The 26860-nt window shown below is 71.8% G+C and carries 24 protein-coding genes; 18 read left to right on the top strand and 6 right to left on the bottom strand.

The annotated features are described in order from the left end of the window. Window positions 1-1232 precede the first annotated feature (1232 nt). The 12 genes from CIK71_RS06235 (at window position 1233) to CIK71_RS06290 (ending at window position 15642) form a co-directional block, all read left to right on the top strand. Window positions 1233-2237 (top strand): hypothetical protein, encoded by a 1005-nt coding sequence (locus tag CIK71_RS06235; protein ID WP_241963884.1) that lies wholly within the window; start codon window positions 1233-1235, stop codon window positions 2235-2237. Then, window positions 2237-3250: an HAD-IIA family hydrolase gene (locus CIK71_RS06240; protein ID WP_241963883.1), complete on the top strand. Its 1014-nt coding sequence runs from the start codon at window positions 2237-2239 to the stop codon at window positions 3248-3250. The genes CIK71_RS06235 and CIK71_RS06240 overlap by 1 nt, the downstream gene beginning before the upstream one ends. Next, on the top strand, window positions 3247-4092 hold the full coding sequence (locus CIK71_RS06245; RefSeq protein WP_096164339.1) for a TlyA family RNA methyltransferase: 846 nt from the start codon (window positions 3247-3249) through the stop codon (window positions 4090-4092). Before CIK71_RS06240 ends, CIK71_RS06245 begins: the two co-directional genes overlap by 4 nt. A gap of 3 nt (window positions 4093-4095) precedes the next feature. After that, window positions 4096-5040, top strand: coding sequence for an NAD kinase (locus CIK71_RS06250; RefSeq protein ID WP_096164340.1), 945 nt, complete (start codon window positions 4096-4098; stop codon window positions 5038-5040). Window positions 5041-5057: 17 nt separating this feature from the next. After that, the gene (gene recN / locus CIK71_RS06255) at window positions 5058-6836 is read left to right on the top strand and encodes a DNA repair protein RecN (protein WP_096164341.1); all 1779 of its coding nucleotides are present in this window, start codon (window positions 5058-5060) and stop codon (window positions 6834-6836) included. Beyond that, window positions 6833-8011: a putative cytokinetic ring protein SteA gene (gene steA, locus CIK71_RS06260; protein ID WP_096164342.1), complete on the top strand. Its 1179-nt coding sequence runs from the start codon at window positions 6833-6835 to the stop codon at window positions 8009-8011. The genes recN and steA overlap by 4 nt, the downstream gene beginning before the upstream one ends. A gap of 15 nt (window positions 8012-8026) precedes the next feature. Then, a complete protein-coding gene (locus CIK71_RS06265) occupies window positions 8027-9073 on the top strand; it encodes a copper transporter (protein WP_096164343.1) in 1047 nt (348 codons plus the stop codon). Then, window positions 9070-9906, top strand: coding sequence for a hypothetical protein (locus tag CIK71_RS06270; protein WP_241963882.1), 837 nt, complete (start codon window positions 9070-9072; stop codon window positions 9904-9906). The genes CIK71_RS06265 and CIK71_RS06270 overlap by 4 nt, the downstream gene beginning before the upstream one ends. Further along, complete coding sequence (murJ, locus tag CIK71_RS06275) at window positions 9903-11957, top strand: murein biosynthesis integral membrane protein MurJ (RefSeq protein WP_096164344.1); 2055 nt, start codon at window positions 9903-9905, stop codon at window positions 11955-11957. The genes CIK71_RS06270 and murJ overlap by 4 nt, the downstream gene beginning before the upstream one ends. Beyond that, window positions 11954-13081: a glycosyltransferase gene (locus CIK71_RS06280; protein ID WP_096164345.1), complete on the top strand. Its 1128-nt coding sequence runs from the start codon at window positions 11954-11956 to the stop codon at window positions 13079-13081. The genes murJ and CIK71_RS06280 overlap by 4 nt, the downstream gene beginning before the upstream one ends. 65 nt (window positions 13082-13146) lie before the next feature. Then, window positions 13147-14973: a CTP synthase gene (locus tag CIK71_RS06285; RefSeq protein ID WP_275542205.1), complete on the top strand. Its 1827-nt coding sequence runs from the start codon at window positions 13147-13149 to the stop codon at window positions 14971-14973. A gap of 18 nt (window positions 14974-14991) precedes the next feature. Further along, window positions 14992-15642, top strand: coding sequence for an NUDIX domain-containing protein (locus CIK71_RS06290; RefSeq protein ID WP_096164347.1), 651 nt, complete (start codon window positions 14992-14994; stop codon window positions 15640-15642). 30 nt (window positions 15643-15672) lie between these two features. On the opposite strand, the gene CIK71_RS06295 is transcribed toward CIK71_RS06290, so the two are convergent. The 3 genes from CIK71_RS06295 to msrB form a co-directional block, all read right to left on the bottom strand. Then, window positions 15673-16872, bottom strand: a complete 1200-nt coding sequence (locus tag CIK71_RS06295) for a ribonuclease D (protein ID WP_096164348.1) — start codon at window positions 16870-16872, stop codon at window positions 15673-15675. Beyond that, window positions 16869-17501, bottom strand: a complete 633-nt coding sequence (locus CIK71_RS06300; RefSeq protein WP_096164349.1) for a DUF3000 domain-containing protein — start codon at window positions 17499-17501, stop codon at window positions 16869-16871. Before CIK71_RS06300 ends, CIK71_RS06295 begins: the two co-directional genes overlap by 4 nt. Before the next feature lie 96 nt (window positions 17502-17597). Next, window positions 17598-18026 carry a peptide-methionine (R)-S-oxide reductase MsrB gene (gene msrB / locus CIK71_RS06305; RefSeq protein WP_096164350.1) on the bottom strand — a complete coding sequence of 143 codons (429 nt, stop codon included), beginning with the start codon at window positions 18024-18026 and terminating at the stop codon, window positions 17598-17600. 255 nt (window positions 18027-18281) lie between these two features. Here msrB and CIK71_RS06310 point away from each other — a divergent pair, with 255 nt between their 5' ends. Continuing rightward, the gene (locus CIK71_RS06310) at window positions 18282-19508 is read left to right on the top strand and encodes an alpha/beta hydrolase family protein (RefSeq protein WP_241963881.1); all 1227 of its coding nucleotides are present in this window, start codon (window positions 18282-18284) and stop codon (window positions 19506-19508) included. Between the two features lie 67 nt (window positions 19509-19575). Here CIK71_RS06310 and CIK71_RS06315 read toward each other — a convergent pair whose 3' ends face one another. Next, complete coding sequence (locus CIK71_RS06315; RefSeq protein ID WP_096164352.1) at window positions 19576-20343, bottom strand: dihydrofolate reductase family protein; 768 nt, start codon at window positions 20341-20343, stop codon at window positions 19576-19578. A 124-nt stretch (window positions 20344-20467) separates the two neighbouring features. Between CIK71_RS06315 and zapE the strand changes: the two genes are divergently transcribed. Both zapE and CIK71_RS06325 read left to right on the top strand, forming a co-directional pair. Then, window positions 20468-21643, top strand: a complete 1176-nt coding sequence (gene zapE / locus CIK71_RS06320; protein WP_096164353.1) for a cell division protein ZapE — start codon at window positions 20468-20470, stop codon at window positions 21641-21643. Beyond that, on the top strand, window positions 21640-22335 hold the full coding sequence (locus tag CIK71_RS06325; RefSeq protein WP_096164354.1) for a GntR family transcriptional regulator: 696 nt from the start codon (window positions 21640-21642) through the stop codon (window positions 22333-22335). The genes zapE and CIK71_RS06325 overlap by 4 nt, the downstream gene beginning before the upstream one ends. Window positions 22336-22406: 71 nt before the next feature. Here CIK71_RS06325 and CIK71_RS06330 read toward each other — a convergent pair whose 3' ends face one another. After that, window positions 22407-23276: an NAD(P)-dependent oxidoreductase gene (locus CIK71_RS06330; protein ID WP_176485569.1), complete on the bottom strand. Its 870-nt coding sequence runs from the start codon at window positions 23274-23276 to the stop codon at window positions 22407-22409. A 127-nt stretch (window positions 23277-23403) separates the two neighbouring features. Between CIK71_RS06330 and CIK71_RS06335 the strand changes: the two genes are divergently transcribed. The 3 genes from CIK71_RS06335 (at window position 23404) to CIK71_RS06345 (ending at window position 25713) form a co-directional block, all read left to right on the top strand. Beyond that, on the top strand, window positions 23404-24192 hold the full coding sequence (locus CIK71_RS06335; RefSeq protein WP_096164356.1) for an SDR family NAD(P)-dependent oxidoreductase: 789 nt from the start codon (window positions 23404-23406) through the stop codon (window positions 24190-24192). Between the two features lie 53 nt (window positions 24193-24245). Then, window positions 24246-24986, top strand: a complete 741-nt coding sequence (locus CIK71_RS06340) for an SDR family oxidoreductase (protein ID WP_096164357.1) — start codon at window positions 24246-24248, stop codon at window positions 24984-24986. Window positions 24987-25080: 94 nt separating this feature from the next. After that, window positions 25081-25713, top strand: coding sequence for a 2-dehydro-3-deoxy-6-phosphogalactonate aldolase (locus CIK71_RS06345; RefSeq protein WP_096164358.1), 633 nt, complete (start codon window positions 25081-25083; stop codon window positions 25711-25713). A gap of 98 nt (window positions 25714-25811) precedes the next feature. Here the strand turns inward: CIK71_RS06345 and CIK71_RS06350 are convergent, their stop codons facing one another. Beyond that, entirely contained in the window at window positions 25812-26786 is a 975-nt protein-coding gene (locus CIK71_RS06350; protein ID WP_096164359.1) for a C-terminal binding protein, read from the bottom strand. Between the last annotated feature and the right edge of the window lie 74 nt (window positions 26787-26860).

A 26860-nucleotide genomic window follows, 5' to 3' on the forward strand; every position in this document is an offset into this window, starting at 1 on the left:
TCCTCCCACTCCCTTTTTTCACGCCCGAAAACGGAACGTCGACGTGCCTGTCCGTGGCGCCTTCCCTTCCGTGTCTCTCCCGAGCGTGGTCCGAGCGCTGACGAAGTCCGGAGTGCGTGGGTTTCCCGGTGCGCGCAAGGGAAGCTCGGCGTTCGGCGAGTCCATGGCGCTGCTCCTGGATGGTGCATGGTCCTGTCCTCTGCGCGTGGTCTGCGGGAAGGCACGAGCGCGTGCGTGCGATTGCGCGGTGTGCTGGCGTCTGCGAAGTGATCCCCGGCCGTGGAACCTGCGATTCGCCCCGGCTCTGCCGCCTTACGGATGGGTGCCGCGGGATGGGGACGTCCTGCGTCTCTGGTGGAGCGGTGGGCATCTGGCCCTGTGCTCGGTCGCACCTGCTCGTGACGAGTCCGTGTCCTGTCCGGTGAAAGCAGTCACGGATCATCATCTACTCGTCGGTCTCATCCCAGGGACCGCTTAAGGTGGGCAATTGATAACGGCATAGGGCGAACAGATTGAGACGGACGATTCACGTGGCTGAGCACAGCAAGAGCGAGAGCGAACGCGGGCACGGCGACCGGAGCCGGGGCAGCCGGCGATATGACGACCGCTCGTCCGGTCCCCGGTCGAGCTACCCCCCTCGAGGACGTGGCGAAGACTCGCCCGCCTCGCGTCGACCCTACGAGACGAGTGCAGGCCGCAGCGGCCGCGATGAGCGTTCGCGCTCCGGCACCGAGCAGTCGGGTTCTGCCAAGAAGCGCTCGTACCGCCCCGCCGGCGACGAGCCCCGCAGCCGGGGAGAGTACCGCGGTCGCCCGTCTCGTGATGACGCACAGCGCTACAGCGGGAATCGTGCGGACCGGCCTCGGAACGGCGTCAACCGCGAGGACGGCGCTCGACGTGGGGCTTCATCAGGCGCCTCCCGGCCCGATCAGCGGGACTCCCGCTCCGCGCGCCCTTCGTCCTCGCGCGATGACCGTCGCGGCCAGAGCTCAGGGACGGGCGCTCGTGGCGGCGATCGCGGCGCGTTCCGTGGCGACTCCCGGGGCGACGGATACCGGTCCGAGAACCGCTCGGGCGGGTACAGGTCGGGGGCCGGGCAGAGCCCGACGCGTGGTCGGGACGACCGCTCGAGCCGTGACGACCGCCCGCGCCGCGACGACCGCCCGAGCCGTGACGACCGCCCGCGCCGTGACGATCGGCCGCACCGCGAAGACCGCACGCGCTCGGCCGGCGTGCGCGATGACCGCCGGAGCAACCGCCCGGGCCAGGAAGCACGCGCGGACCGCCCCTTCGAGCCGCGCATCCCCGAAGGCGTCACCGGGAGGGAACTGGACAAGGAGATCCGCGGAGAGCTGCGCGGACTGAGCAAGGAGACCGCGGAGCGTGTCGCCCAGCATCTGGTCGCGGCCTATCTGCTCGAGGAGACCGATCCCGAGACCTCCCAGGCCCATGCCCGCTTCGCCGCGCGCATCGGCGGTCGCGTCGGCGGGGTGCGCGAGACCTACGGGATCCTCGCCTACCGCGCAGGTGACTTCCGCACTGCGGCACGGGAGCTGCGCACGTCGCTGAGGATCACCGGCCGCACCGATGTGCTTCCCCTGATCGCCGACTCCGAGCGCGGCCTCGGCCGTCCGGAGAGGGCCCTGGATCTGGCGGCGTCGGACGAGGCATCGACGCTCAGCGTCTCCGCTGCCATCGAGCTGATGATCGTGGTGGCCGGCGCCTACGCGGATACCGGTGACATCCAGACCGCTCTGCGGACGCTCGAGATCCCGGCGCTGCGCCACAAGGTGGACGGCCACTGGCAGGTGCGCCTCTGGGTCGCCTATGCGGACCTGCTCGAGCGCGCCGAACGACCTGAGGAGTCCACCCGCTGGCTGACCCTTGCCGCGGATGCCGACACCGAGCACCTCACCGACGCCGCTGAGCGGCTCGGGCGACCGGGCCCCGCGCTCGCGCCGGAGCCGACCTGGGAGGATGACGAGTCGGTCTCCGTGCTCGACGCCTACGACCCGACGGCGGACGACGTGCAGGAGACCGATGATGCCGCGGCGGACCACGTCTCGGCCGACGGTTCGGACGACGGCTCGACCGACGGCTCGACCGACGGCTCGGCCCAGGACTCCGAGGCGGTGGCAGCCGACGCAGCAGCTGACGCGAGCGATCATGAGACCGAGAGCGCTCCTCCCGCCGCCCGGAGTGACATCGAGTCCGAGCCGAGTGAGGAGCAGGCGTGATGCGTCGTCCCGCACCCTCACTGCTCGACCTCTATGACGCGCTGCTGTTCGACCTGGACGGCACGCTCATGCACGGGGCCGTGCCGATCCCGCATGCCGCCGAGGCCGTCCAGAAGACGCGGGACGCCGGCCGTACCGTCGTCTTCGCGACGAACAACGCCTCGCGGACGCCGCAGCAGGCCTCGGACCATCTCGCGACGGTCGGCGTCCCGTCCGAGCCGGACGAGTTCGTGACCTCCCCGCAGGTGGCCTCGCGTCTGCTGGCAGACGATCTCGAGCCCGGTGCGAAGGTGCTCGTGGTGGGAGGTCCGAGCCTCGCGGCCCAGATCCAGGAGGTCGGCCTCGCACCGGTCACCACGGACAGTGAGGACGTCGTCGCCGTCGTGCAGGGCTGGACCCCGGACCTGAACTGGTCGATGCTCGCCGAGGGCGCTTACGCGATCCGGCACGGAGCCCGCTGGATGGCCACCAACATCGACGCCACCCTGCCCACCGAGCGCGGTCTCGCACCCGGCAACGGCTCCATGGTCGCGGTCCTCCGTCACGCCACCGGCGCGGTGCCCGACGTCGCCGGCAAGCCCGAACCCGGGATGTTCACCGTCGCCGCGCGGGACCACGACGCGAGTCGTCCGCTCATCGTCGGAGACCGTCTGGACACCGACATCGAGGGTGCGGTGCGGGCCGGCATGGATTCCGTGCTGGTCCTGACCGGAGTCGACGGCATCGACGCAGCCCTGCGCGCGGACCCCGTGCGTCGGCCCCGCTTCATCCTGCCGGACCTCGCGGAGATCGCCGCACCCTTCGTGCTGCCCGTCGTCGAGGACGACCGCTCCCGCTGCGGGGCGGTCCACGCCTCCTGGCAGGACGGGGACATCGTCCTCGGCGGGGAGCTCGAGGACCCGCGCACGCTGCGCGCGATCCTCGCGCTGCTCGCCGTGCGCTGCCCGGACGCTGCGTGGAGCGGGCGCCTCCTGGGGCGCGACGGCGCCGAGCAGCACCCCACCGACCGGTGAACGGGCGGCGACTGGACCTCGCGCTCCTCGAGGCGGGGCTCGCACGCTCCCGCAGCCACGCCCGGCGCATCATCGAGGAAGGTCGGGCACGGATCGACGGTCGGCCGGCGGCGAAGGCCTCGACCCCGGTCCCGCTGGAGGCCGAGCTGCTCGTGGTCGATGTCCCCGACGGGATCGAGTACGCCTCGCGCGCCGCGCACAAGCTCATCGGCGCGCTCGAGGAACTCGGTCTGGACCCGTCGGGGGCACGCTGCCTGGACGCGGGCGCCTCGACCGGAGGATTCACCGACGTGCTCCTGCGGCGCGACGCGCTGTCGGTGCTCGCCGTCGACATCGGGCACGATCAGCTCGCCGCGCATGTGCGCGGCGATACGCGGGTGACTGTCCTGGACGGCACCAGCGTGCGCGACCTCACGCCGGAGCTCGTCGGCCCTGCCGTCGACCTGCTGGTCGCTGATCTGTCGTTCATCTCCCTGCGGACCGTCATCGCACCCCTCGGGAGCGTCGTGCGGCGCGGCGGGGACCTGCTGGTGATGGTGAAACCCCAGTTCGAGGTGGGACGCACGGCCCTCCCGCGCACGGGCGTGGTCACTGACCCCGCCGCGCGCATCGACGCGGTGCGCGGAGTCGCCGCGGCAGCCTCGCAGGTCGGGCTCGGCCTGTGCGGGGTGGGTTCCAGCGCGCTGCCGGGCCAGGACGGCAACCGCGAGTACTTCCTGCATCTGCGCCCCACCGGCGTGACCTGCGCGCTCGACGCCGAGGCCTGTGACATGATCGAGAACGCCGTGCGCGGGAACGAGTCCCGCCACCGTGCGATCCACGACGCCGACCAGGAGGTATGACGCATGCGACGGTTCCTCCTGTACGTGCACACCGGCCGTCGGGCCGCCCTGGGCGCCATGCTCCGGGTGCTCGAGGAGCTCGCCCGCCGCGGAGTGCGCGGTGTGGTGGTCGACGAGCAGGTCGACGAGATCCTCTCCCTGCCCGAGGACTTCGCTCCGCCCAAGCTGCTGACCTTCCTCACCAACGGCGGGGTCGACGTGCTGGACGCGGTCTCCGCCGCGGATCTCGTCGAGCTCGGCATCGTCCTGGGCGGCGACGGCACGATCCTGCGCGCGCTCGAAGCCGTGCGCGAGGCCGACGTCCCCGTTCACGGCGTGAACCTCGGCCACGTCGGCTTCCTCGCCGAGAGCGAGGTCGAGGACCTCTCGATCACGGTGGCCCGCCTGCTGGACGGCGACTACGAGATCGAGAAGCGCTCCACTCTCGACGTGCAGGTGCTGGACGACGAGGACCACGCGATCGAGCACCACTGGGCGCTCAACGAAGCGTCGTTGGAGAAGGCGGATCGTCTGAAGATGATCAACGTCGCCATCGAGATCGACGGCCGCCCCGTCTCCTCGTTCGGCTGCGACGGCGTGGTCATGTCCACCTCCACCGGCTCGACCGCCTACGCCTTCAGCGCCGGGGGCCCCGTGATCTGGCCCGAGGTCGACGCGATGCTGCTGATCCCGCTGGCCGCGCATGCGCTCTTCGCGCGCCCTCTGCTGCTGGGCCGCTCCTCGGAGGCCGCGATCGAGATGACCCTCGACAACCGCGAGGACGGCATCCTGACCCTCGATGGCCGCCGCACCGCCGAGATCACCGCCGGAATGCGTGTCGAGGCCCGTCTGTCCGACCAGTCCGTCCGCCTCGTCCGTCTGAGCGCGACGCCCTTCGCCGACCGACTCGTCGAGAAGTTCCAGCTCCCGGTCGTCGGCTGGCGGGGTCGCAGCCCTCGTCGTCGCTGAGGAGCTGAGAGGTACTCATGCTGTCCACCCTGCGCATCCGCCATATCGGCGTGATCGATGACGCCATGCTCGAGTTCGGTCCCGGCTTCACGGCACTGACAGGAGAGACCGGCGCGGGCAAGACGATGATCGTCACCGGGCTGACCATGCTCCTGGGCGGCCGCCTGGACCGCGGCCGCACCAGTGGCTCGAGCACGGTGGACGGCACTTTGGCGATGTCCGGGCACGACGAGCTCGCCGCTGCGCTGGACGAGCTGGGAGCCGAGGAGGACGACGGCGAGGTCCTCGTGGTGCGGCGGATGACCCGCGACGGGCGCTCCCGCGCCCAGATCGGCGGGGTCCCCGTGCCCATCGGCACGCTCTCCCGACTCGTGGGGACGGCCGTGACCGTCCACGGACAGTCCGACCAGCAGCGGCTGCGCGACCCCGATGCCCAGCGCATCGCGCTGGATCGCTTCGCGACCGCCGAGGTGGGGCCCCTGGTGGAGCGCCACCGGGAGATCTGGAGCGAGCGCACCGAGCTCACCGAGCAGCTCACCGAGCTCGACGAGCTGCTGGCCGAGCGCGAACGCCGGGGCACCGCCCTGCGTGAGGCCCTCGAACGCATCGAGCAGGCCGATCCGCAGCCGGGGGAGGACGACGCCCTGCGCGCCGAGCTCGAGCGGCTGGGCAACGCCGAGGAGCTGCGCGGCGCCGCGACCCAGGCCGTCCTCGCCCTGGTGGGCGACGACGACGGTCCCGCCGCCGGTCCGCTGCTGGACATCGCCGGGGAGGCCCTGGGCCGGGCCGCGCGCACCGACACCACCCTGGACCCGCTCGTGGAGCGGCTCGACGCCGCTCGCCTCGAGCTGTCCGACCTGGCTGCGGAGATGACTCGCTACGCCGAGGAGATCGACGCCTCACCCGGACGGATCGAGGAGGCCAACGAACGGCTGCACGAGCTGACGGTGCTGGTCCGCGACCTCGGCGCCATGCTGCCCGGTGCCGACGGCCCGGCGGAGGACATCAGCACCCTGCTGGAGACCTCCCGCGGTGCGGCCATCGATCTGGACCGCTTCGAGGGTGCGGAGCAGGAACGGGCGACGGTCGCGGCCCGGCTCGAGACGCTGCAGGGCGAGCTCGATACGGCCGCGGACGCTCTCACCGAGGCCAGGACCGCCGCCGCGGAGGCCCTGTCCACCGCGGTCCAGGAGGAGCTGCGTCATCTCGAGATGCCGGACGCCACGATCCGTGTCGACGTCTCCGCCCAGGCCCACCGCTCGCACGGACGGGACGCGGTCGCCATCCTGCTGGCACCCCACCCGGGCGCCGAGCACCTGCCCGTCGCCCAGGCCGCCTCGGGCGGTGAGCTCTCCCGCGTGATGCTCGCCCTGGAGGTCGCCCTGTCCTCCTCGCGCAGCGACCGTACCGCGGCCCCCGTGTTCGTCTTCGACGAGATCGACGCGGGGATCGGCGGCCGTGCCGCTCTCGCCGTCGGCCAGCGCCTGGCCCGGCTCGCTCGCCACGCCCAGGTCATCGTCGTCACGCATCTGCCGCAGGTTGCCGCGCATGCCAGCACGCACCTTCAGATCGTGAAGACCTCGACCGAAGGCGTCACCAGCTCGACCGTCGAGACCCTCGACCGTCCCGGACGCATCCGCGAGCTCGCCCGGATGCTCGCCGGCGACGCCGCCTCGGACGTCGCTCTCGCGCACGCCGAGGAGCTGCTGGAGGACGCCCGTGAGAAGACCGCCGGCACGAAGACCGCCGGCACGACGACCGCCAGCACGACGGCCAGGACGGGGCGCCGGCGATGAGCACGAAGCAGTCGGCGGTGATCGGCACCGCCCGGCTCGGCAAGCGCACGAAGGACCTCACCAAGCGTCTCGCCCTCGGTGACATCGCGATCATCGATCACGAGGACATCGACCGGGTGGCGGCCGAAGCGCTGGTCGAGCGTCGCCCCGCGGCAGTGCTCAACGTGTCCGCCTCGACCTCCGGGCGCTATCCGAACGCCGGGCCCCGGATCCTCGTCGACGCCGGCATCGTGCTGGTCGACACCCTGGGCGACGAGGTCTTCGAGGGGGTGCGCGACGGGCAGACGATCACCGTGTCCGGCGGCCAGGTGCTGTGCGAGGACGCCGTCATCGCCGAGGGCACTGCGCAGGACGACGCCACGATCATGGTCTCCCAGCAGATCGCCCGCGAGGGGCTGTCCGAGCAGCTGGAGCTGTTCGCGCAGAACACCATGGAGTACATGCTGCGGGAGCGGGACCTGCTGCTGGACGGCATCGGTGCGCCGGAGGTGCGCACGACCATCGACGGGCGCCCGGTCCTGATCGTGGTGCGCGGCTATCACTACAAGGAGGACCTCGCCACGCTGAGGCCCTTCCTGCGGGAGAACCGCCCGGTAATCATCGGCGTCGACGGCGGCGCGGACGCGGTGATCGACGCGGGGTTCCGGCCCGACATGATCATCGGGGACATGGACTCGGTCTCCGACCGCGCTCTGCGCAGCGGCGCAGAGCTCGTCGTCCACGCCTATCGCGACGGCCGTGCCCCGGGCGCCGAACGCCTCGAGGACCTCGGCCTCGGCGACCAGGTCGTGCTCTTCCCCGCCTCCGGCACCAGCGAAGACATCGCCATGCTGCTGGCCGACGAGAAGGGCGCCTCCGTGATCGTCGCGGTCGGCACCCACGGCACCCTCGAGGAGTTCCTCGACAAGGGCCGCGCCGGCATGAGCTCGACATTCCTCACCCGCCTGCGCATCGGGTCCAAGCTGGTGGACGCCAAGGGCGTCTCCCGCCTGTACCGTCAGAGGATCTCCACCTTCCAGCTGGTGCTGCTCGCACTGGCCGGTCTCGCGGCCCTCGCGGTCGCGCTCTGGGCCACTCCCGGCGGGCAGGCGTTCGTCCAGATCATCGGCGCCCGCCTCGATGGTCTGCTGTCCTGGTTCACCTTGCTGTTCTCACCCCGGGCCACCGGGTCGTAGGAGGGTCCCGACCCCGTGATCGATTTCCGCTATCATCTCGTCTCCCTGATCTCCGTGTTCCTGGCTCTGGCCGTGGGCATCGTGCTCGGGGCCGGACCTCTGCGCGAGAACCTCGGCGACCAGCTCGCCGGGCAGGTCGAGCAGCTCCGCACCGAGAAGGACCAGCTGCGCACGCAGTCCGACGAGCTCGCCACGCGCAACGACCAGCTGGGCTCGTTCGTCTCCGAGGTCGGCCCGGAGCTGGTCTCCGGCACCCTCGCCGGGAAGCAGGTCGCCGTCCTCACGGACGACGCCTCGACGCGACCCGACACCGATCGACTCCTCGCCCTGCTCGAGGACGCCGGCGCCTCCTCCAGCGTGAAGATCGCTCTGCAGAAGAACCTCTGGGAGCCCGGCCAGGAGCAGCAGCGCACCGATGCGATCGAGCAGATCCGCTCCGTCGCGCCCTCCGTGCTCGACGACGACCTGAGCGATTCGGAGCAGCTGGCCCAGGTGGTCGTCGTGCTGCTGACACCGTCCGCGAGCGAGGAGCTCTCGCCCGAGCTGCGCACCCAGGTCTGGCAGGCGCTGACCGAGCAGCAGCTGGTCACCATCGACGGCGAGCTGCCCGCCGAGGTCGACGCGGTGCTGTTCGCCGCCGCGGCCCCGGAGTCGTTCACCGACGAGGGCGAGGACGAGACGGTCGCCGCCGAGCGCGCCCAGAGCCTCCAGGCGACGCAGACCTCCCTGCTCGCGACCCTGAGCGACACGGGAGTCCCTGCGGTGGTCTCGGCCGCGACGCCGGACAACGATGCCTCCACCGGCATCCTGCGGACGGTGCGGGGCGATGCCGACTTCCAGGGGCTCTCCACCACGGACCGGCTGCAGGAGGCCGACGGGCCGGTCCTGTCGGTGCTGGCGCTGATCGAGCAGTCCCGCGGAGGCAGCGGCGCCTATGGCACCACGGCCGACGCCGAGGACCGCCTACCGGCCCTGCCCGAGACCCAGGGCGTCGAGGACGCCTCCACCGAGGACCAGTCGGGTGACGGCGGCGGAGCGTCCGACGGCGGGGGAGAGGGATGAGCCCACAGCCTCTGCCGCAGCCCTCCGCGCCCGACGGGCTGCTCACCGCCCTGCGCACCGAACTGCGCCGCACCAACTTCTCCGGCCGCAGCGTGAGCCTCGGGGAAGGCGCTGCGGTCGTCGCCGGTGTCAGCCTGCTCGCCCTGCGCAGCCCCGGCCGCGCGGACGGCGCGGTCCTCGCCGGGATCGGGGCCCTCGGCCTCGTCGATGACGTGCTCGAACCGCATCAGCGCCGCGCCGGGCGCGCGGTCTCCAAGGGTCTTCGCGGTCACTTCGGCGCACTGCGCCGAGGCCGGCTCACGACCGGCGCGGCCAAGGCGCTCGGGATCCCGGTGCTGGCTCTGGTCGGCGCGGCCGCCGCTCCCGCACCACGCTCCGGGGCCATGGTGCTCGCCGACGGTGCCCTCGCTGCCGGGTGCGCCAATCTCGCGAATCTGCTGGACCTCCGCCCCGGCCGGGCCCTGAAGGTCGCGCTGCCGGCCGCCGCTGCTCTCACCGTCGGCGCTGATGGGACGGGCCCCCGTTCCCGCAGCGCCCGTGATCTCGCCCTCGCGGCTCTGATCCCCGGGCTGCTCGCAGTTCCCGCCGATCTGCGCGAGCACGGGATGCTCGGGGACTCCGGGGCGAACATCCTCGGTGCTGCCGTGGGCGTCTCCGCAGCCCGCGCGCTGTCCGTGCCCGCTCGGCTCGCGCTGCTGAGCGTCGTCGTGGCGCTCACCCTGGCGAGCGAGAGAGTCTCCTTCAGCGCCGTCATCGACTCCACGCCGGCCCTGCGCACCGTCGACGCCTGGGGACGGCGCAGTGCGCCGGCCGAGACCGGGGAGGACCGATGAACGCGGGGCCGTCCAGGGACGGATCGGTGGCGGCGGACGCCGCCGAGAGCGGACGCCGCCCGGGGCCCGCCGGCTCGGGCATCGGTCGCGCCGTGCTGCGGGGCGCAGGGCTGATCCTCGTGATCACGGTGGTCGCCCGCATCGCCGGATTCGTGCGTTACCTCGTCTTCGGGGCGAGCGTGGGCGCCGGCGACGTCGGCACCGCCTATTCCACGGCGAACCTCCTGCCCAACGTCCTCTTCGAGATCGTCGCCGGTGGCGCACTCGCGGCGGTCGTGGTCCCGCTCATCGCGGGCCTCGTGCCCGAGCGGGACTCCACCCGGCACGCGCCGGACGTGGACGACCCCTCCGACCTCGACACCGCAGTCCTGGACGAGACGGGCCTCGATCCTGCCGACGCCGGTTCTGCCGACGCCGGTCCTGTCGACCCCGCAGCCGACGGCGCCGAGGCCCGTGCTCACGATGCCGGCGCTGCCGTGCCCGCGTCGCGCGCCCCGCGGGCGGGTTCGTCCGGCATGGAGGAACTGCCCCGACGGAGAGACCGGAGGGACGGCGCCGCACGGGCCGATCAGATCGTCTCCGCACTGCTCACCTGGACGCTGCTGGGCACCGCCCTGCTCGCCGCGATCGTCATCGCCTTCGCGGAACCTCTCGCCCGACTCCTGCTGTCCACGGAGGAGTCCGTCGCCGGGACCGTCCACCTCGGAGCCGTCCTGCTGCGCATCTTCGCGCTGCAGCTGCCGCTCTACGGGATCACAGTCGTCCTGGCCGCGTACCTCCAGGCCCGGAAGCGCTTCCTGTGGCCCGCGATGATGCCGCTGATCTCCTCCCTCGTGGTGATGATCTCCTACCGCGTCTACTCGTGGCTGGTGCCGCCCGTGGCGACCAGCACCACCATCAGCGAAGCGGCGATCGGCTGGCTCGGCTGGGGCACGACCGCCGGTGTCGCGGTCATGGCGTTCCCCGTGGTGATCGCCGCCCTGCGCTCCGGCCTGCGCCCGCGCCCCACGATGGTCATGCCGCCGCAGTACGGGCGTCGCGCCCTCGCACTCGGCGGAGCAGGACTCGGCGCCGTCGGTGCGCAGCAGCTGGTGCTCGGCCTGGTGCTGCTGCTTGCGATGCGAGCGGGCGGCACCGGCACACTGCCCGTGTTCCAGTACGCCCAGGCGCTGTACCTGCTGCCCTATGCGGTCCTCGTGGTCCCTCTGGTCACCGCGGTGTTCCCTCACCTGTCCGAGCTCCGGCTCGTCGGGGACATGACCGGTTTCGCCCGGGTCGCCTCGGACTCGGTGCGCACGGTGATGGTCGTCGCCGTGATCGGCGGCGCGATGCTGTTCGCCGGGTCCCCCGCCCTGGAGCAGTTCTTCCGGCTGATCGACCGGGCCGGTGCGACCGGCGTCGGCTCCACGTCGGCCGCGCTCGCGCTCGGATTGGCCGGCTACGCCGTCGCCATCCAGTGCACGCGGATCCTGTCGGCCGCGCTGCGAGCGCGCGACGCCCTTCTGGTGGGCTCGGTCGGCTGGGGAATCTCCGCCGTGCTGATCCTGCTGCTGGTGATCCCCAGCCCCACGCGATCCGCAGCCGAGGCCTCCACCGCCTTCGGCATCACGATCGCCATCGGCATGGCGCTCTCCGCACTGGTGGGACTCGCGCGGCTCTCCGACATCCTCGAACCCAGCGGCGACCTGCCGCGCGTCCGTCGGGCCGCGATCCTCACCCCGATCGCACTCCTGGTGGGCGGCATCCCCGGCATGCTGCTGGGGAAATGGCTCGTCACCACCGACACCAGCGAGATCGGCGCCGTGGCCTCCGGCATCGCCTCCGGTGCGGTGGCAGCCCTGCTCGCCGGTGCCGTCATGGCGGCCGCGGATCCGCAGTTCAGCCTGTCGATCCTGAATCGGTTCCGGCGGGGCCGACGTTCCGGGCGCCGCAGTGAGGACGACATCGGGCGCCGGGCCGAAGTCCAGGCCGCAGACCGGCCCGAAGAACGGTCCGTGGGCCGGCCCGCGGGCGGCGTCGCCCTCCCGCGACGTGAGGAGGGGGACAGATGAGCGTGATCCTGGTGCGCCCCCGCGCGAGCGGCGGCCTCGCGGCCCACGTCGATCAGGAGCTGAAGGAGCTGACCGCGGCCGGCGTCGACATCCGCGAAGCGCCGGTGCAGATCCAGGAACGTCCCCACCTGCTCGCCGACCTTCGCACGGTCCGCACCCTGCGACGGGCGATGCGCACGGCCCCTGACCCCGTGGCCGTCCATGCTCACGGCCTGCGCGCCGGGGCTCTCGCCGCCCTCGCGATGCCCCGTCACGGGGCGGCGCTGCTCGCCGTGACCCTGCACAACCGCACCATCGGCTCGCGGGCGACGCGCAGGATCGGCGCTGCGCTGCTGCGCGTCATCGCTCGACGTGCAGACACCGTGCTCGCCGTCTCCCCGGACCTCGCCGAGGCCGCACGACGTGCCGGCGCCGACGATGTGCGCCATGCGGTGATCCCGGCACCGCAGCGCGACGAGCCCATCGACCGCGCCGAGCCTGCCGACCCTGCCGACCGCGCCGACCGCGCCGAGGAACGTGCGGCGGGGGAGCGCCGACGATCCCGCTCCGCGGGCGCGCGTCGGCGTCCCGGTGCCGCCGACGCACCCCTCGACGTCCTCGACATACTGGTCGTCGCACGACTCGCCCCGCAGAAGGGACTGCACGACCTCCTGGACGCTGCAGCCGGCCTGAAGGCGCACGCCCCGATCCCGGTCCGTCTCCGCATCGCCGGTGACGGCCCCCTGCACGACGAGCTGTCCGCACGGATCCGTGCCGAGCATCTGCCCGTCCAGCTGCTCGGGCGCCGCCAGGACGTCCCCGCACTGCTCGAAGCGGCCGACCTCGTCGTCTCCGCGGCGCGCTGGGAGGGTCAGCCGGTCTGGCTGCAGGAGGCGCTGCGCGCCGGTCGGGCGATCATCGCGACCGACGCCGGCGGGACCCGCTGGGTCACCGGCGAGGCCGCGCACCTCGTGCCCGTGGGGGATCCGGGGGCGCTCGCCGCGGCGATCAGGGCCTACCGCGATCCTCAGCTCCGCTCGCACGCCGAGAGCGCCTCCCGGCGCCGTGCACGCGAGCTGCCGGGCGCGAGCGATCTCGTCGCCCAGCTGACCGAGATCCTTCTGCCCGACGGATCGTCCTGGTAATCTGGTGGTCCGTGGCAGATACCAGCGCAAGCAGCTCCCGGAACAGCACCAGCCCTCTCCCTCGGATCGGGCAGGCCGGCTCGGCGAAGCCCTTCCGGAATCCCGGGGTGACCAAGCACATCTTCGTCACCGGGGGTGTGGTCTCCAGCCTGGGCAAGGGTTTGACCGCCTCCTCGCTCGGCATGCTCCTGAAGTCCCGGGGCCTGCGGGTGACGATGCAGAAGCTCGACCCGTACCTCAATGTGGATCCGGGCACCATGAACCCGTTCCAGCACGGCGAGGTCTTCGTCACCGATGACGGTGCCGAGACGGACCTCGACATCGGCCACTACGAGCGCTTCCTGGACGAGAGCCTGGGAGCGGACGCGAACATCACCACCGGCCAGGTCTACTCCGGCGTGATCGCCAAGGAGCGTCGCGGTGAGTACCTGGGGGATACCGTGCAGGTCATCCCGCACATCACGAACGCGATCAAGGAGTCGATGCGCTCGCGGGCCGGTGACGACGTCGACGTGATCATCACGGAGATCGGCGGCACCGTCGGCGATATCGAGTCCCAGCCCTTCCTGGAGGCCGCACGTCAGGTGCGCCAGGACATCGGCCGCGACAGCGTGTTCTTCGTGCACGTCTCCCTGGTGCCGTTCATCGGCCCCTCCCAGGAGCTCAAGACCAAGCCGACCCAGCACTCCGTGGCTGCTCTGCGCTCGATCGGCATCCAGCCGGATGCGATCGTGCTGCGCTCGGACCGGGAGCTGCCCAGCTCCGTCAAGGCGAAGATCTCCTCCACCTGTGACGTCGACCTGGACGCCGTGGTGTCCTGCGCCGATGCGTCGTCGATCTACGAGATCCCGCTGGTGCTGCACGGCGAGGGCCTGGATGCCTACGCGATCCGCCGGCTCGACCTGCTCAGCCACGATGTGGACTGGGGCCCCTGGGAGGCACTCCTGGAACGGGTGCGCCATCCGCTCGACGAGGTCACCGTCGCCGTGGTGGGCAAGTACATCGATCTGCCCGACGCCTATCTGTCGGTCACCGAGGCACTCCGAGCCGGCGGCTTCCACCACAGTGCACGGGTGCACCTCCGCTGGGTCGAGTCGGACCTGTGCTCCACCGAGGACGGGGCACGCGCGCAGCTGGGCGACGTCGAGGCGGTCGTGGTCCCCGGCGGATTCGGGATCCGTGGGGTCGACGGCAAGGTCGGTGCCCTGAGCTATGCGCGCCGCCACGGGATCCCCACTCTCGGCCTGTGCCTGGGCATGCAGTCCATGGTGATCGAATACGCCCGCCACGAGCTCGGTCTGGCCGACGCGCACTCCACCGAATTCGAGCCCGGGACCGCGCACCCGGTCGTCGCGACGATGGCCGAGCAGGAGGATGCTGTCGCTGGAGTCGCCGACCTCGGCGGGACGATGCGTCTGGGCTCCTACCAGCACGCTCTGCGCGCGGGCTCCCTCGCCGCTCGCACCTACGGCAGCACGCAGGTCGCCGAGCGGCACCGGCATCGCTTCGAGGTGAACAACGCCTACCGCGCTCGCTTGGAGGCGGCGGGGCTGATGGTCTCAGGAGTCTCGGAGCTCGGGGACGAGCGTTCCCTGATCGAGTTCGTCGAGCTCGATGCGGACGTGCACCCTTACTACATCGGCACGCAGGCCCACCCCGAGCTCAGGTCCCGGCCCACCCGAGCGCATCCGCTGTTCGCCGGGCTGATCGGCGCGGCCCTCGCCGTGCAGCGGTCCACCCGGTTGCTCGAGGTGGACCAGCTGACGCCTGCGCTCGGCGACGACAGCAGCCTCGCCACCGGGAGCATCCGCCCGGACGAAAGCTCCGAGGCGAGTGAGCCCGCCCCGCAGGCCGAGAGCACCCGGAGCCCACGCAGCACCGAGCAGGAGTGAGAAAGCAGGAGTGAGAACATGACCAGCCCCGAATCCCTCGCCGACCTCCCGGGAGCACGCCCCGTCAGCGCACGGGAGACCGTGCATCACGGGATGGTGTTCGACATCGTGCGTGACACGGTCGAGTTCGCCCCCGGCGTGCGGTTCGACCGCGAGTACATGCGTCACCCGGGAGCCGTCGCCGTGCTGGCGGTCGACGATCACGACCGCATCCTGCTGATCCGCCAGTACCGTCATCCCGTCGGGCACACGATGTGGGAGATCCCCGCTGGGCTGCTCGACGTCGACGGCGAGCCGCCCCAGCGGGGCGCCCTGCGGGAGCTCGCCGAGGAGACCGGTCACCGTGCCGAGGCGCTGAGCACGCTGGTGGACCTGCGTCCCAGTCCGGGCGGCAGCGACGAGGTCATCCGCATCTATCTCGCCACCGGCGCCGTCCCCCTCCGTGCGGAGGAGGTCGATTTCGAGCGCACCGACGAGGAGGCCGAGATCGAGACCCGCTGGGTCCCGCTGGCCGACGCCGTCGCCGGAGTGCTCGAGGGGCGGCTGACCAACGCCACGACCGTCGTTGGCGTGCTCGCACTGCAGGCCCAGCGGTCCGCACGTGACGCGGAGGCACTGCGGCCGGCCGATGCCCCGTTCGTGGCACGTCCGGGCCGGGACCTCTCCTGAGCGCCTGATCCGGCCGGGGCCGGTCCCGCGTCAGCTCTGCTCGGTCAGCGCCCGGTGGATCACCGGGGCGGCCTGCTCCACCTGCCAGGGACGGGCGCCGAGCGCGAGGAGACCGGATTCCACGACAGACTCCTCGGGCACCTGCTCGTGCTCCCACACCCAATGGCGCAGCAGCGCAGGCTGCAGGAGGTTCTCCGGCGGCATCTCGAGGTCCTCGGCACGTTCGCCGACAGCGGCTCGCGCCACCTGATAGCGCTCCCACGTCTCGGGATACTTCTTGGACCAGAGCTTGTGCGGCGGGGGATAGGAGGGCTCGTTGCGCTCGGGCAGGTGCGCCTGGGGCAGCTCGATCCCGGAGCGCGCGGCCTGCCACCAGATGTCCTTCTTGCGGAGCTTCGCAGGCAGTGCCCGGTCGAAGGCCTCGCGGCCCCGCGGGGCCTCCTTCGCGGCGGCCACCAGATCGCGGTCCTTGATTACCCGATGCGGGGAGAGATCGTCCCCGGAGGCGATCTCGTCGCGTCGGATCCACATCTCCCTGGCCGCCGCGAGCTGCTTCTGCGTGCGCAGACCGCCGAGACCGTGCAGGCCGCGCCAGCTCGAGGAGCGGGTCGGTCCGTGATCGCGCAGGCGCTCGTGCTCGAACTCCTGCAACGCCCACTCGAGCTTGCCGGCCTCCCGCAGACGTTCGGCGAGGACGTCGCGCACATCGACCAGCACCTCGACGTCGAGGGCGGCGTAGGTGAGCCACCCGGCAGGGAGCGGGCGCTTGGACCAGTCGGCGGCGGAGTGCTCCTTCGCGAGGTGCAGCGCGAGGGTGTCCTCCACGACGGCGCCGAGGCCCACGCGGTCCATCCCCAGCAGCCGCGCGGCCAGCTCGGTGTCGAACAGGCTCGCCGGCTGCATGCCCAGTTCCCCGAGGCTCGGCAGGTCCTGGCCGGCGGCGTGGAGCACCCACTGACGCTCGCCGAGCAGGGTCAGCAGGGTCTGCGGCATCGAGAAGGCGAGCGGATCGATCAGCGCGGTGCCCGCCGCTTCGGTCCGCAGCTGCACCAGATAGGCGCGTGAGCTGTAGCGGAAGCTCGAGGCGCGCTCGGCGTCCACGGCCACGGGCTCATCGGGTGCGGACTCGGCGTCGTCGCACCAGGCCAGGAGCGGCTGGATCCGGTCGATGACGGGGACGGAGCCGTCCCGGGGGGCCGTGAGATCGGAGACGGAGGGGGCATCACTCACCGAGCGTCACCGACTTCCTCGGGGCGTGGTGCCCGCGCGTGGTGGGTGGGAGCGATCGGTGCGATGCGGGGCGGAGCAGGGGGAAGCCCGCCGGCCGCTGCGAGCATCGCCGTCCATGCGGCGAAATGCGGTGCCAGGTCCGGGGCCTTCGCGGCGTCGTCCTCGGCCTCGGGGGTCCAGGAGATCCGCATCTCGACGTCCACGGTCGAGGGCCGTGAGGCGAGGGCGCCGTAGGACTGGGAGACGACGCGGGTCGCGGTGCATCCGAGCTCCCGGGCATCCGCGTCATGAAGTTCGAGGGATTCGGTCACCCAGGACCAGGCGACGTCTCCGAGCATGGCCTCGACCGCGAACTCGGGCTCGAGCTGCGCCTGGACGAGGGCCACCATCCGGTACGTGCCGTCCCAGGACTCCTGGCCCGCAGGGTCGTGCAGGATGACCAGACGCCCGGAGGCCAGCTCATCATCCTTCACGAGGATCTCGCCGGTGCAGGCCCAGGTGGAGGGGGCCATCTTCGACGGTGCAGGAATGGTGCGCCACGTGAACTCCGGACGGAGCGGCGCACTGGTCATGGCCTCGATGGCGGCACGGAAGGCGTCGTCGCCGGAGCGGAGTCGATGGACAGGCACGCTGGGAGACTAACGGCGCGCCGGCCCCGACGTGGACAGGCGCGCCGGGATCGTCCGGCCGGACGATGAGACCGACGCCACGAGGTGCGCGGGCACTCAGGCGTCGTCGCTGTGGACCAGGCTGACGGAGTTGATGCAGAAGCGCTCGTCGGTCGGGGTGGCGAAGCCCTCGCCCTCGAAGACGTGGCCGAGATGGGATCCGCACGACGCACAGCGCACTTCGATGCGGCGCATGCCCATCGACGTGTCCTCGAGCAGCTCGACCGCGTCGGAGTCGGACGGGGCGTAGAAGGATGGCCACCCGCAATGCGCGTCGAACTGGGTCTTCGCAGTGAACAGCTCGGCGCCGCAGCCGCGGCAGGCGTAGGTGCCGGCGGGCCGCACCTCCTCGTACTCACCGCTGCCCGGGCGCTCCGTGGCGCCCTGTCGGAGGATCTGGTACTCCTCCGGCGAGAGGCGCTCGCGCCACTGCTCGTCGCTGATGGTGAGGGGATAGGGACGTGCGCCGATGGGATCGGTGGACATCGTGGATTCCTCCGCTCTGCGGCACCCGTGAGGGGCCGCGATCGTTCGCGGGGCGCGGGCGGACCGCGCCGGTCGGTGAACGCCTGTTCACAGTCTCGATCCTACGGCGTGCATAGGATGAGCGGTATGACGTGCGACCTGCTCCGGACCCGCTCGACACCCTCTCTCCCACGCCGGGCCCGCTATGCCGGACCCCGCACTGAGCAGGGCAGATGGGCAGGCGCGGCGGTCGTCGGCGCCGTGGGGGCGGTGTCGATGTTCACGCTCAGCGCAGGCCTGCTCACGGTCGGCGCCCGGGTCATGGCCCGGCTGCCGCTGGTGCCCCTGCACGGGATGCGCCACCGGCCGGATCTCCCGGTGCGGGCGGTCTTCGAGGACCGGGTCCACCTGGACCGCTCCACGGAGTCGGTGCGCGACGGGTATCTGGCGGTGCGCCAGGCGGGCGGGACCGCCCATGTGCGACTGGGCCCGGTGCAGGGGACTCCCACCTCGAGGACCGTCTCGCGCCCTCTGCTCGCGGTGGACACCGCCGAGCCGCTCAGGGTCGACAAGGCCGCGGTCAACGGCTTCTACTGGGCCGGCAGCCCGGCCACCGCGCACGGCCTGGCGACCGAGGAGATCGAGATCGAGTCGCCCGTGGGGCAGATGCCCGCCTGGGTGGTCCGGCCCGACGTCGATGCCGGATCCGTGCCGGGCCAGGAGAGCACCTGGGCGATCCTGATCCACGGTCACGGCGGGACCCGCGGCGAAGCGCTGCGCGTGATCCCGCTGCTGCACCGGCTCGGGCTGACCAGCCTGGCCATCACGTACCGCAACGACACCGGCGCGCCGGCGTCGGCGGACCGCATGTACCACCTGGGTGCGGACGAGTGGGAGGACACCGAGGCGGCGATCGAGTTCGCGCTCGACCACGGTGCCCGTCGCATCGTGCTGATGGGCTGGTCGATGGGAGGCGGGATCACGCTGCGCACGTCGGTGCGCTCGGCGCACCGGGAACGGATCGCGGGCCTGGTGCTGGATTCCCCTGCGGTGGACTGGCAGGACATCCTGATCTACCACGCGACGGCCCTGAAGGCCCCGAAGCCGATGCGGAGCCTGGCGATGTGGATGATGACGTCACCGGTGGGCCGGCGTCTGGTGCGTCTGCACGAGCCCCTGGCACTGCATGAGATGACGCCGGACTACTACGCCGAGCATCTGATCCATCCCACGCAGCTCTTCCACGCTCTGGACGATGCGACCGTCCCGCCCGGGCCGAGCCGGCTGCTCGCCGCGATGCGTCCCGACCTGGTCGAGTTCGAACCCTTCGAGGGGGCCTCCCACACCCGGGAGTGGAACCGGGACCCGGTGCGCTACGAGCGTCTGCTCGCCGGCTATCTCGGGCGTCTGCTCGGGCTCGAGGACGAGGCTGCGGCCCTCGAGATCCCTGTGCGGGACCCCGCTGCCCCGGCCCGCGAGAACTCGATCGGACTGCGCCTCTGATCGCCTGCTGTTCGTAGTTCGTAGCCCGGAACTCGTAGCTCGTAGCCCGGCTGTGGGGCGACTCCGATCAGACGGTCCGGTGGTCGTCGTCGACCCGGCGGTAGCGCGTGATGGTGGCGTGCTCGCCCAGCAGCAGGGACGAGAGCGCCCAGCGCTGATCGTGCGCGTCTGCGTGGATGGCCCGGGAGGAGTCTCCGCCGACGGTGCGATGCGTTGTCGAGAAGCACAGCTCATCGAGCAGCCCCTCGGCGGCGAGGCGTCCGAGCACGGTCGGGCCTCCCTCGGCCTGTACCGCCCTCATCCCGAGCGCGGCCAGCCCCTCGAGCGCTTCCGCGGGGGTGTCGGCGGTGATGACCTGCGAGGCGGGAAGACCCGCCCGTCGGCCTGCCGCCGCAGCCGAATCGCGCGGGGAGATCAGATAGGTGGGCTGGTCGGCCGACAGCGGCGGGAGATCGCCGCTGATGCTCCAGATGGCCAGCGCCGGTCGCGATGCCCCTCCGGGTCGACGGGACGGACTCAGCAGATCCTCACGGCCACCCAGCTCGCCGTAGTCCTCGGCGCGCACGGTCGCCGCGCCGACGAGCACCACGTCGGTCAGTGCGCGCAGCACGTCGAAGACGAAGGAGTCGTCGGGATTGCGCAGGGGTCCGCTGGAGCCGTCGGCGCCGCGGACGGCTCCGTCGATGGTGGTGTTCATCATGGCGCGCACGTGCACGGTGCCAGAGGGCGGTGCAGGGACCGCGTAGAGGTCGGCGAGCGCGAGGGCACCCGCGTCGCCGAAGGTCACCGCTTCGGGCTGGGGGAGCGGCGAGCCGTCGCGGCAGAGCAGGTGCATGGAGGACCTCCGGGTCGAGAGCGGAGCGCAGAGCAGGGCGCAGGAACCTGATGACCCCGATCATTCCTCACCTGCGCACCGGGCGGAGCAGAGTCGAGGCGCCCACGGACATACACTGGCGGCCGTGATCGATGCTCTCTGCGACCGCCGGCCCGAACCCACCCTCGAGCGACTGCTCGCGGATCTGGTGCCGCCGCCGCGATTCGCCCGGGCGCGCCTGGAGAACTACGTGCCCGATCCGACCTACCCCTCCCAAGACGAGGCCAAGCAGCGCGTGAGCGAGTTCGCCGCGCGACTGGGGCGGCCCAAGGGCGGGTTCCTCGCGAAGCTGCGCCGACGGCCCGAGGCGTCCCAGGGCATCTATCTCGACGGCGGCTTCGGCGTGGGCAAGACCCACCTGCTCACCTCCCTCTTCCACGCGGTCGACGGCAAGCGCGTGTACGGCACGTTCGTGGAGTACACGGATCTCGTCGGCGCGCTCGGCTTCCAGCGCGCGGTGGAGCTGCTGGGCGAGTCGGTGCTGGTGTGCATCGATGAGTTCGAGCTCGACGATCCCGGGGACACACTGCTGATGACCCGCCTGATCCGCGAGCTCTCCGATCGGGGGGTCGCGGTTGCCGCCACCTCCAACACGCTTCCCGATGCGCTCGGCGAGGGCCGCTTCGCCGCGCAGGACTTCCTGCGCGAGATCCAGGCCATGGCCGATCGGTTCCAGGTGCTGCGCATCGACGGAGAGGACTACCGCCGTCGCGACGGCGTCACCGAGATCCTCTCGCTGCCCGAGGACATGGTGCGTGAGCACGCCCGCGCCCAGGACGGGGCGACGCTGGATGCGTTCGATGATCTCCTGGCCCATCTGACCACCGTGCACCCCTCCCGCTACGGGAGCATGATCGATGAGGTCTCCACCGCGCATGTGACCGCGCTGCACGGCCTGTCCCGGCATCACGATGCCCTGCGGTTCGTCGTGCTCGTGGACCGTCTCTATGACCGCGAGGTCCCGGTGCTGGTCTCCGCCGCGCCCGGCGAGGGGAGCGCCCGCGCGCGCAGCGACGCCTCCGGTGACGACGCTGCGGCAGCGCAGGCGGGAGAGAGCACGTCCGAGCAGGACGCCTCCGCCGCGCACGAGGCGGCCACGGGCGGAGCACCGGAGGGAGCAGAGATCTTCTCGGACCTGTTCACCGCCGAGCTCCTGCGCAGCGGCTACCGCAAGAAGTACTACCGAGCGCTGTCCCGGCTCGCCTCGCTCGCCCATGACGGCACGAAGCTCCTGAGGACTCCGCAGGAGGCCGAGGGGTGAGCGCCCCGGCGGACCGGGACGATGCGGTGCGCAGCACCAGGTCCGAGCAGGCGCGGCGCGTGCTCGCCGCCCGCATCATGGACGGCGCGCTCGCCCCGGGGACGCCGTTGAGGATCGGGGCGCTCTCGCGGGATCTCGCGATGAGCGCGACGCCCGTGCGGGAGGCGCTGAACCTCCTGACGGGCGAGAAGCTCGTGGAGTACCTGCCGATGCGAGGCTTCGTGGTGACCCGCCCGCCGGACGACGACCAGGTGCGGACGATGGGGGAAGCCCGACTGCTCCTGGAGCCGGAGCTCGCCGCGCTCGCTGCTCAACGGGCGACCGGACCTGAGCGCGCGGCGCTCGCCGCAACCCTCGAGAGCACCGCCGCTGCGGGCGTCGGCGCGCGGTTCCACGAGTACGAGGGCTATCTCGAGCACTCCAGCAGCTTCCACGCCGAGATCGCTCGCGCCGCCCGGAACCCCTACCTGGCCGCGGCGCTCGAGGGGATCCCGGTCCACACCCTCCGGTTCCGCCGTTTCGGTGACGCCGGCGTGGACGACTCGGAGATCTCCGTGCAGGAGCACCGCGGCGTCCTCGAGGCGATCTGCCGTGCCGATGCGGAGGCCGCACGCACGGCCATGAGGGCTCACGTCCGGGCGGTGACCGACCGTGCGCTGCGCCCGGGCGCGAGCGATGGGCCTGCCGCGTAGCGGCGTGCGGCGACCCTCCGCCGCGGCCGGCACGCTGCGCTGACCTCGCTCACGGGCGCACGCGGGACCGATCAGTCCCGATCGGCCAGGTACAGCTCCTGGACGACCGTGTGATCCTGCTGGCCGTTCCCCTGATCCACGGTCTCCGTGTAGAGGGAGAGCAGTGCGGGCAGGAGGCGCGGGGGAAGCCCGGCGCGTGCGGAGGCATCGGTCGCGTAGCGGAGGTCCTTGACCTGATTGTCGGCGGACCCGCCGAGCGAGTACTCCCGCTCGAGGAGCTTGTCCTTCTTCTGCGTGAGCACCTCGCTGCGGGCCAGGCCGCCCTCCAGGAGGGTGATGAGCTGCTGCACGTCGAGGCCGGAGCGTCGGGCCAGTCCGAAGGCCTCGGCGAGCGCGGCGAGGGTGCCTCCCACGACGATCTGATTGCAGAGCTTGGCGATCGAGCCGCTGCCCAGCTCCCCGAGATGCAGGACGGTGCTCCCGATCAGCTCGAGGACGGGCAGCACGGTCGCGACGTCCTGCTCGGCGCCGCCGACCATGATCGACAGGGTCCCGGCCTGCGCCCCGGCGACCCCGCCGGAGACCGGGGCGTCGACGACGCCGATGCCGTGCGGGGCGAGGTCCTGCGCGAGCTCCCGCACCGGATCGGGCCCGCTGGTCGACATGATCACCAGGCGGGCCCCGGCAGCGCCCCACGCAGCGATCGTGCCCTCGTCCAGCAGCTCTCGCAGCTGGGTCACATCGGGCAGGACGGACAGGATCACCGGGGCCGCGGCCTCAGCAGGAGTGCGTGCGCGATGGGCCCCGGCCTCCACGAGATCGTCAGCCCGGTGCGCGGTGCGGTTCCACACGGTCGGGGCGGCTCCGGCGGCCAGGAGGGTGGCGGCGATCGGGTGCCCCATCGGGCCCAGACCGATCACGGACGTCTGCGGGGGCACCATGAGGGCTCCTTCACAATCAGGGGGATAGGACCGTAGACTCAGGATCATATTTTATTTTCGGCGGGGCGTCGTCCTGCCCCGCCGACGGCGGCCGTCCGCCGTCCCGGAATCTGATCAGGAGCATCCCATGGCCGTGACCCCGTACCCCGCCTCCGACTTCCCCCGGCAGCCTGCCGCGCTCGTCACCGGAGCCGCCTCCGAGCGGGGGATCGGCCGCGCCACCGCCCACCGCCTGGCACGGGAGGGCTGGGCCGTGGCGGTCATGGACCTCGACGAGGCGGCCTGCGAAGCGCTCGCCCACGAGCTCTCGCAGACCCACGGCGTTCCGGCGCTTGGCCTCGGAGTCGACATCTCGAACGAGCAGCAGGTGATCGATGCCCTCGCCCAGGTCGATGCGGAGCTGCCGCAGCTCGTCGGCGTCGTCAACAATGCCGGCATCTCCTCGCCCACCCCGTTCACCGAGGTCAGCACCGAGGAGTGGAAGCGGGTGTTCGACGTCAACGTCCACGGCACGTTCTTCGTGACCCGGGAAGCGGTGAAGATCTTCCGGCGCCACAGCCTGGGGCGGATCGTGAACATCTCCAGTGCGTCCGCCGAGCGCGGAGGCGGCGTCTACGGGCGCGCCGCGTACTCCGGATCGAAGGCCGCGCTGCTGGGCTTCGCGAAGACCTGGGCCCGCGAGCTGGGCGAGTACGGCATCACGGCGAACTCGGTCGCTCCCGGATCCATCGACACGGACATCATGGGTGGCCGTCTCACCGACGAGCGCAAGGAGGTCCTGCTGCAAGAACTCCCGGTGGGCCGGGTCGGCACCGTCGATGACGTCGCCGGAGCCATCCACTTCCTGCTGGGCCGCGACGGCGGATACCTCACCGGGGTCACCCTCGACGTGAACGGCGGGTCCCACATCCACTGAGCCCGTTCGCCCGTTCGCCCGTTCGCCGTCCCCTTCCCCACCAGGAGAGACCGATGCCCTATCCCGGAACCCTCGACGTCGACCTCACCGGCGCGACCGCCGTGGTCACCGGTTCGACCCGCGGCATCGGCCGCGCCCTGACCGAGCTCCTCCTGGCCTCCGGGGCGAGGGTGATCGGCCTGCAGCGCGGCACCGACTCGCTCGGCCCCGGCCACACGTGCCTCAGCGTGGACCTCGCCGATCCGGCGGCCCGCGCCGACGCGGTGGACGCGGTGCTCGCCGATCACGAGATCGACATCCTCGTCAACAACGCCGGCATCAATCTGCGCCACACCGTCGAGGACTTCCCCCGCGACGAGTTCTCCCAGGTCATGTCGATCAACCTCGATGCCGTGGTGCATCTGACCCAGGCGTTCGGGCGCCCCATGCTCGAGCGTGGGCACGGGAGGATCGTCAACATCGCTTCGATGCTCTCGTTCTTCGGCGGGGTGAAGGCTTCCGCCTATGCGGCGTCCAAGGGGGCGGTCGCACAGTTCACGAAGTCCGTCGCCAACGAGTGGGCCGGCAGGGGAGTCGCCGTCAACGCGGTCGCCCCGGGCTACATCGCCACGGAGCTCAATGTCGCCCTGCGGGAGGACCCGGAGCGCAATGGCGAGATCATCGGACGGATCCCCGCCGGTCGGTGGGGGAGCGCCGAGGACATCGCCGGGACCGTCCTGTTCCTGTGCAGCGGAGGCGCCGACTACGTGCACGGGACCGTGCTGCCCGTCGACGGAGGCTATCTCGCCCGCTGAGTGCCCGGCCGTTCATAGGGCCCGGCGCGGGCCCGGCGCGTGTCCGAACCGGCCGCGGTCCGCTCGCTCCCGTCCCTCATGGAAGGATCACCCCATGACCTCTCACCAGCCGCTCCTGATCGCGATCCTCCGTGGACTGACCCCGCAGGAGGCGCCCGCCATCGGTGACGCCCTGCTCGGGGCGGGCATCGCCCATCTGGAAGTCCCCCTGAACTCCCCGCAGCCCTTCGAGTCGATCCGGATCCTCTCCGAGCGGCTCGGGAGCGACGCTCGCATCGGCGCCGGGACCGTCGTGGACCTCGCCGATGTGCAGCGCGTCGCCGACGCCGGCGGCGAACTGGTGGTCGCCCCGAACACGGACCCCGAGATCATCGCGCGCTCCCTCGAGCTCGGAATGACGCCCTACCCCGGGGTGGCGACGGCGACCGACGTGTTCTCCGCGCTGCGCGCCGGAGCTCGGCACCTGAAGATCTTCCCGGCCGACGCCCTGGGCGAGAGCCTGCTGAAGGCCTGGAGCGCCGTCGTGCCCGAGGGCACCTCGTTCCTGCCCGTCGGAGGCATCACCACCGAGACGATCCCGAGCTGGATCCGCGCGGGCGCCGGCGGCGCCGGGATCGGATCGTTCCTCTATGCCCCGGGCCGGTCGGCCGACGAGGTGGGGTCGATCGGTGCGGACCTCGTCCGTGCCGCCCAGGGCGCCCATCAGCGCGAGGGCACCGCGCTCTGACACCGGGTCGCGTTCGGCGCGACCGCGGATGCCGCTCCTCGGGGCCGCTCCTCGGGGACGAGAGATCCGCCCGACGGGCGGCAGGGTACGACGCGCGCTCAAGCGCGCGAGCTGCCCAGCACCTCGGGATTGAGGATGTTGCGCGGGGTGCGCCCGGCGAGGACCTCCACCACGTTCTCGATCACGCGGCGCTTGAGCTCCGTCTCGGATTCCTCGCTGTACCAGGAGGCGTGCGGGGTGAGCACGGCGGTGGGGCAGTCCCTCAGCGGGCTGTCCTGCGGCAGCGGCTCGGTCTCGAACACGTCCAGTCCCGCCCCGCGCAGGTGGCCGGACCGGAGCGCCTCGACCACGGCGGCCGTGTCCACGACACCGCCCCGGCTGGTGTTCACCAGCATCGCTCCCGGCCTCATCCGGGCGAGGGTCCCGGTGGTGATCAGATGACGCGTCTGCTCGGTCAGGGGCACGTGGAGGCTGATCACGTCGGATCCTGCCAGGACCTCGTCCTGCGTGCGCACGGCGATGCCGTCCTCCGTGGTGGTGCCGGGTTCGCGCATCGGGTCGTATCCGTGCACGGCAAAGCCGAGCGCGCGGGCCTTGCGGGCCGTGGCCGCCCCGATGCGGCCCAGCCCGATCACCCCGAAGGTGCGGGTGCGGATCCGGTGCAGCGGCTTGACCGGGGTGAGGGACGTGGTCCCGGCACGGAGGTTCCGGTCCAGTTCGACGACGCCGCGGGACAGGGACACAGCCAGTGCGATGGCGTGATCGGAGACGTCCTCGGTCCCGTAGTCGGGCACATTGCTCACCGCGACGCCCAGCTCGGTGGCCGCCTCGACATCGAGGGTGTCGACGCCGACGCCGTACCTGCCGACCGCCCGCACCGCCGGCAGGGCCTCCAGCACCCGACGAGTGATCGGCGCGTACTGCACCAGCAGCGCCTCCGCGCCCCGGGCGGCCTCGATCACCTCGTCCTCGGTGCGGGCCTGTGCGAGGACCAGCTCGATGCCGGCGGCGTCGGCGACGGCCTGCTCCTCCGTGATGCGGTCCTGGTCCAGGTCGGTGATGACGATCTTCATGGGCTCCCTCTCCTCGATTCTCGTCCCTGCGCTGCTCGGCGGCCCCGGTCGGAGGAGCCGGTGACAGCCAGCTC

The organism is Brachybacterium alimentarium, from assembly GCF_002332425.1.
Lineage (GTDB): Bacteria > Actinomycetota > Actinomycetes > Actinomycetales > Dermabacteraceae > Brachybacterium > Brachybacterium alimentarium.